Source organism: Acinetobacter guerrae (assembly GCF_009372255.1).
In the GTDB taxonomy this organism is placed as follows: Bacteria; Pseudomonadota; Gammaproteobacteria; order Pseudomonadales; family Moraxellaceae; genus Acinetobacter; species Acinetobacter guerrae.
Genome location: NZ_LXGN01000013.1, coordinates 1 through 6407, shown reverse-complemented (window position 1 = coordinate 6407; position 6407 = coordinate 1). Strand labels below are relative to the sequence as shown.

General features: G+C 38.9%; 9 protein-coding genes. 3 read left to right on the top strand and 6 right to left on the bottom strand.

The genetic code is table 11. The features are described 5' to 3' along the window. Positions 1–516: 516 nt before the first annotated feature. The 5 genes from A7A69_RS08585 to rplM all read right to left on the bottom strand — a co-directional run bounded on the left by A7A69_RS08585 (position 517) and on the right by rplM (position 3296). The gene (locus A7A69_RS08585; protein ID WP_152877038.1) at positions 517–1179 is read right to left on the bottom strand and encodes a hypothetical protein; all 663 of its coding nucleotides are present in this window, start codon (positions 1177–1179) and stop codon (positions 517–519) included. Between the two features lie 16 nt (positions 1180–1195). Further along, a complete protein-coding gene (locus A7A69_RS08580; protein WP_152877036.1) occupies positions 1196–1630 on the bottom strand; it encodes a ClpXP protease specificity-enhancing factor in 435 nt (144 codons plus the stop codon). An 11-nt stretch (positions 1631–1641) separates the two neighbouring features. After that, the gene (locus tag A7A69_RS08575) at positions 1642–2295 is read right to left on the bottom strand and encodes a glutathione S-transferase N-terminal domain-containing protein (protein WP_120368517.1); all 654 of its coding nucleotides are present in this window, start codon (positions 2293–2295) and stop codon (positions 1642–1644) included. A 173-nt stretch (positions 2296–2468) separates the two neighbouring features. After that, positions 2469–2855: a 30S ribosomal protein S9 gene (gene rpsI / locus A7A69_RS08570; protein ID WP_120368518.1), complete on the bottom strand. Its 387-nt coding sequence runs from the start codon at positions 2853–2855 to the stop codon at positions 2469–2471. 12 nt (positions 2856–2867) lie between these two features. Further along, positions 2868–3296, bottom strand: a complete 429-nt coding sequence (gene rplM / locus A7A69_RS08565) for a 50S ribosomal protein L13 (RefSeq protein ID WP_120368519.1) — start codon at positions 3294–3296, stop codon at positions 2868–2870. Positions 3297–3478: 182 nt separating this feature from the next. Here rplM and pdxA point away from each other — a divergent pair, with 182 nt between their 5' ends. The 3 genes from pdxA to A7A69_RS08550 are packed head-to-tail and all read left to right on the top strand — an operon-like array spanning position 3479 to position 6132. Further along, positions 3479–4450 (top strand): 4-hydroxythreonine-4-phosphate dehydrogenase PdxA, encoded by a 972-nt coding sequence (gene pdxA / locus A7A69_RS08560; RefSeq protein ID WP_152877034.1) that lies wholly within the window; start codon positions 3479–3481, stop codon positions 4448–4450. Positions 4451–4473: 23 nt separating this feature from the next. Beyond that, positions 4474–5286, top strand: a complete 813-nt coding sequence (gene rsmA / locus A7A69_RS08555) for a 16S rRNA (adenine(1518)-N(6)/adenine(1519)-N(6))-dimethyltransferase RsmA (RefSeq protein WP_120368521.1) — start codon at positions 4474–4476, stop codon at positions 5284–5286. A 6-nt stretch (positions 5287–5292) separates the two neighbouring features. After that, a complete protein-coding gene (locus A7A69_RS08550; protein ID WP_152877032.1) occupies positions 5293–6132 on the top strand; it encodes a symmetrical bis(5'-nucleosyl)-tetraphosphatase in 840 nt (279 codons plus the stop codon). A 52-nt stretch (positions 6133–6184) separates the two neighbouring features. On the opposite strand, the gene A7A69_RS08545 is transcribed toward A7A69_RS08550, so the two are convergent. Beyond that, positions 6185–6407 (bottom strand): IS3 family transposase (locus A7A69_RS08545; RefSeq protein ID WP_152877030.1); only part of this gene is annotated, 223 nt, incomplete at its 5' end.

Here is a 6407-nt window from a genome sequence, read left to right as displayed (position 1 = left end):
TAATGACCCATACAAACTGGCGTAAAATTCTAAGTGATAAAAAATTTGAAAAATTAGTCTGGGTTCAGACAGTTACAGATCACATTCCAATGCGTTTAATTTTATCGAACTGATATAAATTAATTGACTTCAAGTTCCTTGAGAATTGCCTCATTAAAAGATGCTATATCATTTGGATTACGTTATGTCTAAATCAGAATTAATATGATCAAAGATATGGTTTTTAGGTTATTCTTAATAAAGTTTTCTAAAAAATTATTTTCGAGTGTCTGAAATTACTTATACATGTTCATTATAACCACATGCTAAGTATCTATATAAAGAATGTTTTACATGAATATTTTTAATAAAAGTTTTAGGATATCAACGTAAAACTAAATAATATTATTATTCAAAGATTACAAAAGTAAAATTCGGGAAATGATTCGATTTTTATTGGTCTGTTCTATAGCTCTAGTGGTTAATAAATCTCTATATAAATAAGAGAGATTTTACTCTCTTATTTATCGATTTAACTTAATGGATTAACTGAATATATTGGCAGTATAGAAATACTAAAATGGCGAGTGCAACTAAAGGTGCAATAACTTTAGACCAACTAGGAATTGCAGATTCCTGAACTTCAATAGTTATGTGGTGATCTGTGGTAGCAGGGGTTTGTGCTGTATTGACCATTTGATTGAACTCCTTCATGGTTTCGTCTAATGATATCTCTTCTGATCGTTGAGGTTTAGTCCCGATAAGTTCGGTAAGTTGACTTGTTGACCAAACCCAGTCATCTGCTTGCCCTGATAAATGCTCTACTTGCCCAGTTAATAGTTCTCTCAATCCATTTTGACCAAAATTGCCAGTATCATCTAGTTGCTTAATTTCAGTAAACTGAAGTGCTAAAACCTCCATTAACCCTGTTTCTAGTTCTTTGGAAGCCAATTCAGACTGATTATTTGAAGAAGTAACAAGATGACGAGCTATACCTTGCAGATACAATGGATCAATGTGATGAATTTCTTGGTAAAGTTTGCTTTCATCTTCACGCCACAATTGAATAGTCTTTCCCAAAGCTAATGCATTGAGTTCAAAAATATAATGGCTACGTTTTTCACGAGAATATTGTGAAAATAGCTGAGGCTTTTGAATTGCGGTCTGCTCAGCAAAATAATGTACTAAATCAAAAGCCATCGAATACTCCGTAAATTTAATCTAATAATCGTAAAGTTGGTTTTTTCTTAGGTGTTTCTGGTTCAACTTCGTTTTGAGTATTTGATTTTAAAGTATCTTCTGCTATTTGCACATTGGCATATTCGTCTGGATCAAAGAATAATCCTTGCCCATTTTCCCGTGCATAAATTCCCATTAAAGCTGAAATGGGGACATAAATATCGCGTGCAACCCCACCGAAGCGAGCTGAGAAACTAATAGCATCGTTGCTCATTTGGAATTGGTGGACCGCATGTGGGGCAATATTTAGAACGATTTGTCCATCTTTTACGAATTGTTCTGGAACAGAGGTGTAAGGCTGGGTAGCATCGACTAATAAATGTGGTGTAAGCTGGTTATCACAGATCCATTCATAAATTGCACGAGCCATGTAAGGGCGAGTGGGGCTTAAATCTATTTCCTGATTTGTCATGATAAACTCACTTAACGATTTACTAAGGCACTATAGCGTGTTTTTTCCTGTTGTGTCATGGATTTAACAAAAGCAGGACGACTAAACACACGATTACAATAGAGTAATAAAGGGCGGGACTGCTGGAGTGGTAATTCTATCCCCATACTTTTTAATCGAAGGAACATAGGGGCAATCATGCAGTCCAGAATCCCAAAATTTTCCGACATAAAATACGGAAAATGCTGAAATAAAGGGGAAAGAGAAATTAAGGTATTTTTAAACTCTTTTTGGGTTTGATTTTTTTGAATAATATCTAACGTATCGGCATGTTTTAGCATGATATCTGCTTGTTTAAACCAATCCTGCTCAAATCGCCAGATATATTGACGTTGTTCAGCGCGTGCGCTTGGTGCATCAGCATAAAGCTTGTTTTGTCGATATCGATCATCGATATATTCGGAAATAATCGCAGTTGAGAATAGTTTTAAATCATTTTCCAGTAACGTCGGAAGTTGGTTATAAGGATTCAAACTAGCAAGGTCTTCATCTTCATGGTCGACTAAAATTAGATGATATTTTATTTGTTTTTCTGCGAGCAAAAAACGAATCCAGTGTGAGCGAAAATCATCTGCTTCACTGTAGAGTGTTATACCCTGTACAGGGGAATTGTTTTCTAACGCCATAAATCAAGACACAGACTAGCCAATCGATTAGCATACTAAAAATACGAGTCAAAATCACGAGTTGCTTGTGTTTTCGTCTATATTCAATGTGAATTTTTTAATATCTATCGTCAATTAAACGATATAAAAAAACCCTGGAAAGTCCAGGGTTTTCGTCCAACTCGAAAAACGAATTAACGTTTAGAGAATTGAGGACGTTTACGTGCTTTACGTAAACCAAGTTTCTTACGTTCAACTTCACGTGCATCACGAGTAACGAAGCCAGCTTGACGAAGAACTGGTTTTAAAGTTTCGTCAGATGCGATCAATGCACGAGTAATACCGTGACGGATTGCACCAGCTTGACCACCGATACCACCACCTTTAACAGTGATATAAAGGTCATATTTTCCAGTTGCTTCTAACAATTCAAGTGGTTGACGAACAACCATTTGAGCAGTTTCACGACCGAAATATTGCTCTAAAGTGCGGTTATTGATAACGAGTTTACCAGTACCAGCTGATAAGAAAACACGTGCAGTTGCGGTCTTACGGCGACCTGTACCATAATTAGTTGCCATGTGCTTTATCCCTTAGACGTCCAAAACTTGTGGCTGTTGAGCAGTATGAGGATGCTCGCTACCAGCGTACACTTTCATCTTCTTGATCATTGCATAACCAAGAGGGCCTTTTGGCAACATGCCTTTCACAGCGCGTTGGAAGATTTCTTCAGGTTTGTGAGCAACTAATTTTTCAAAATTAGTTTCTTTTAAACCGCCTGGGAATTCAGTGTGGCGATAGTATTTTTTATCAAGTGCTTTGTTACCAGTCACTTGAACTTGTTCAGCATTGATTACAACGATGTAGTCGCCAGTATCAACGTGAGGAGTATAAGAAGTCTTGTGCTTACCGCGTAAACGACGAGCGATTTCAGTCGCAAGACGACCTAAAGTTTTGCCAGAAGCATCAACAACGTACCAGTCGTGTTGAACTTCAGCTGGCTTAGCGCTGAGAGTTTTCATTACCACTACCTATTATAGTTGGTTTGGACGGTGGAATCTGTCCAAACAAAAGGAGACGAGATTCTAAACGAATCCTTGCGAATTCACAAGAAATAATCGAATTTAAACCCCATTATTTTACCCGACTGGATGCTAAAATTGAATATACTGCGTTAGATGAAAATTAAAACGAGCGGGATTCGATGGCACGTCCTTTATATATCACGAGTGGTGAACCTGCGGGAATTGGTCCAGACATTTGTTTAAGCCTTGCAGAGCGAGTTGATGAACGACCACTTGTGGTTTTGGTTGATCAAGATTTACTTCAACTCCGTGCTAGACAATTGGCAATAGATGTTGAGTTGATTGAATATAATGGTCAGGCGGTTTCAAGTGAAAAAGGTCAGCTTTATATCGAACATGTTCCGTTACAGACGCAAGTGATTGCGGGTGAATTAAATCCTAAAAATGCTATTTATGTCATCGAACAGCTTAGACGTTCTGCTGAATATGCAATGACGGGAAAAAGTGTTGGTGTGGCAACCGCGCCCGTACAAAAGTCCGTGATGAATGATGCAGGCATTGCTTTTAGTGGCCATACCGAATTTTATCAAGAGTTTGCAGGGGTTGCGCGCGTGGTGATGATGCTTGCAACCAAAACTCTTCGAGTAGCTTTAGCAACCACACATTTGCCCTTACGTGCAGTTGCAGATGCGATTACGCCTGAGCGTTTACATCAGGTCATTGATATTTTACTGCATGATCTAAAAAACAAATTTAAGATTGCGCAGCCGCGAGTTTTAGTCTGCGGGTTAAATCCTCATGCTGGTGAAGATGGTTATTTGGGACGTGAAGAAATAGAGATCATTAATCCTGTTCTTGAAAGTTATCGTCAACAAGATGTCAAGATAAGCTTAAGCCTGCCTGCTGATACCTTATTTACGCCTGAACATTTAAAGGATGCAGATGCAGTTTTGGCGATGTATCACGATCAGGGTTTACCTGTGTTAAAATCACAGGGCTTTGGTGAAGCCATTAATATTACATTGGGTTTACCATTCATTCGAACTTCGGTCGATCATGGTACTGCCCTGTCATTGGCAGGTACAGGTTTGGCTAAAAGTTCAAGCTTGAATGTTGCGGTTGATCTGGCGCTAGATCTAGCGCGTCAATAATTGATTTATGTTGGAACGTTTCTATGTATCAAATTAATGCCCTAAACCCTAAAGATGAAGGGCATAAAGCTCGTAAGCGTTTTGGTCAGAACTTTTTGCATGATCAACGCGTGATTGCCAAGATTGTACGATCAGTCAATCCGCGTCCGGGTGAAAATATTGTTGAAATTGGTCCAGGTTTAGCTGCACTTACTTCGCCATTGATCGGTGAGTGTGATGCTTTGACTGTGGTGGAGTTAGACCGTGATTTGGCAGCGGGTTTGCCAGAGCGAGTACCTCATCCAGAGCGTTTGACGATTGTTGAGGCAGATGCGCTAAAGTATGATTTTAGTCAATTAGCGCAGGATGGTCGCCCACTACGAGTCGTTGGTAACTTGCCTTATAATATTTCAACGCCTTTATTATTCCACCTTTTAGAATTTGGCGATAAAGTCAAAGATATGCACTTTATGCTGCAAAAAGAAGTGGTGGAACGTATTACCGCCGCTCCAAATACTAAAGAATATGGACGTTTGTCAGTAATGATTCAGTATTATTGTCAGCCAACGTTCTTATTTGAAGTCCCTGCGGGTGCATTTAATCCGCCCCCGAAAGTCACCAGTGCTGTCTTTCGTTTGGTTCCGTATATACAAAAACCAATCGTGGCTAAAGATGAAAAAGCATTATCGCGTTTGGTTGGACATGTGTTTACCCAACGTCGTAAAACCTTGAGAAATAGTTTGAAAGGAATGCTGAGTGAAGATGGTTTTGAAAAAGCGGGCGTAGATCCGATGGCGCGTCCAGAAACCTTAACTCTCGCACAATTTGTTGCTTTGTCTGATCATATGGCGGGTTAGTTGCTCATGTCTAAGCGTTATAACTATGTGATAGGTGATGTACAGGGGTGCTTTGAAGCGCTAAAAGCATTACTCAAAGAAATACGTTTTGATCCAGATCAAGATGTTATCTGGTTTGCTGGTGATTTGGTTGCACGTGGTGAAAATTCAGTCGGTACTTTACGTTTTGTAAAAAAGCTGGCAGAAAGAGGTGCAGCTTATACGGTTTTAGGTAATCATGATCTTACTTTGATTGCGACTGCACGTGGCTTTAAAAAAGTCAAAACCAAAGATCATACACAACAAGTTTTTGACGCGATTGATGGAGATGAATTAATTGACTGGTTGCGTCGTCAGCCATTGTGTTTATTTCCAAATGAACAGACTATTTTGACCCATGCAGGTATTCCTTGTATCTGGACAGCCAATAAAACAGCTCAATTGGCACAAGAAGTACAGGCACAGGTTGGGCATGATGATTTAAATCAACTTGATGCATTCTTAGCAGAAATGTATGGTGAAGAACCTACTTTGTGGTCAGATGAGTTGACAGGAATGTCACGTTTACGAGCGATTACTAATTATTTGACTCGTATGCGTTTAACCAATGCGGAAGGGCGTTTAGAGTTTAGTTTTAAGGATGAACTGACAGCGCCTATGCCAGAGGGTTTTCGTCCTTGGTTTGAATTTGAGAGTATAGCGACTCAAACACATCAAATCGTGTTTGGGCATTGGGCTGCCTTACAGGGAAGAAAAATAAACCCTCAGATTCAAAATGTTGATGGGGGAGCTGTGTGGGGCAATCAGTTGATTGCTTATCGATTAGAAGATCTACAGCTTTTTCACATTGATAATCCATTGATATAGCAACGAAAAAAGTCACCATTTTGATCTGACCCCCGAAAGTTGGACGGTTTGATTAAGCAGCTTTTAAGGACTGAGTTCTGTACTCTACAGGGCTTAGTCCTTTTAATTTAACCTTGATTCTTTCATGATTGTAATAGTGAATATATTCTTTCACGGTTTGTTCCAATTCTTCAACTGAATTAAATTTTTCACCATAGAAGCACTCTGATTTGAGTATTCCAAAGAAATTTTCCATTGATGCATTGTCCAAACATTTACCTTTACGAGACATACTC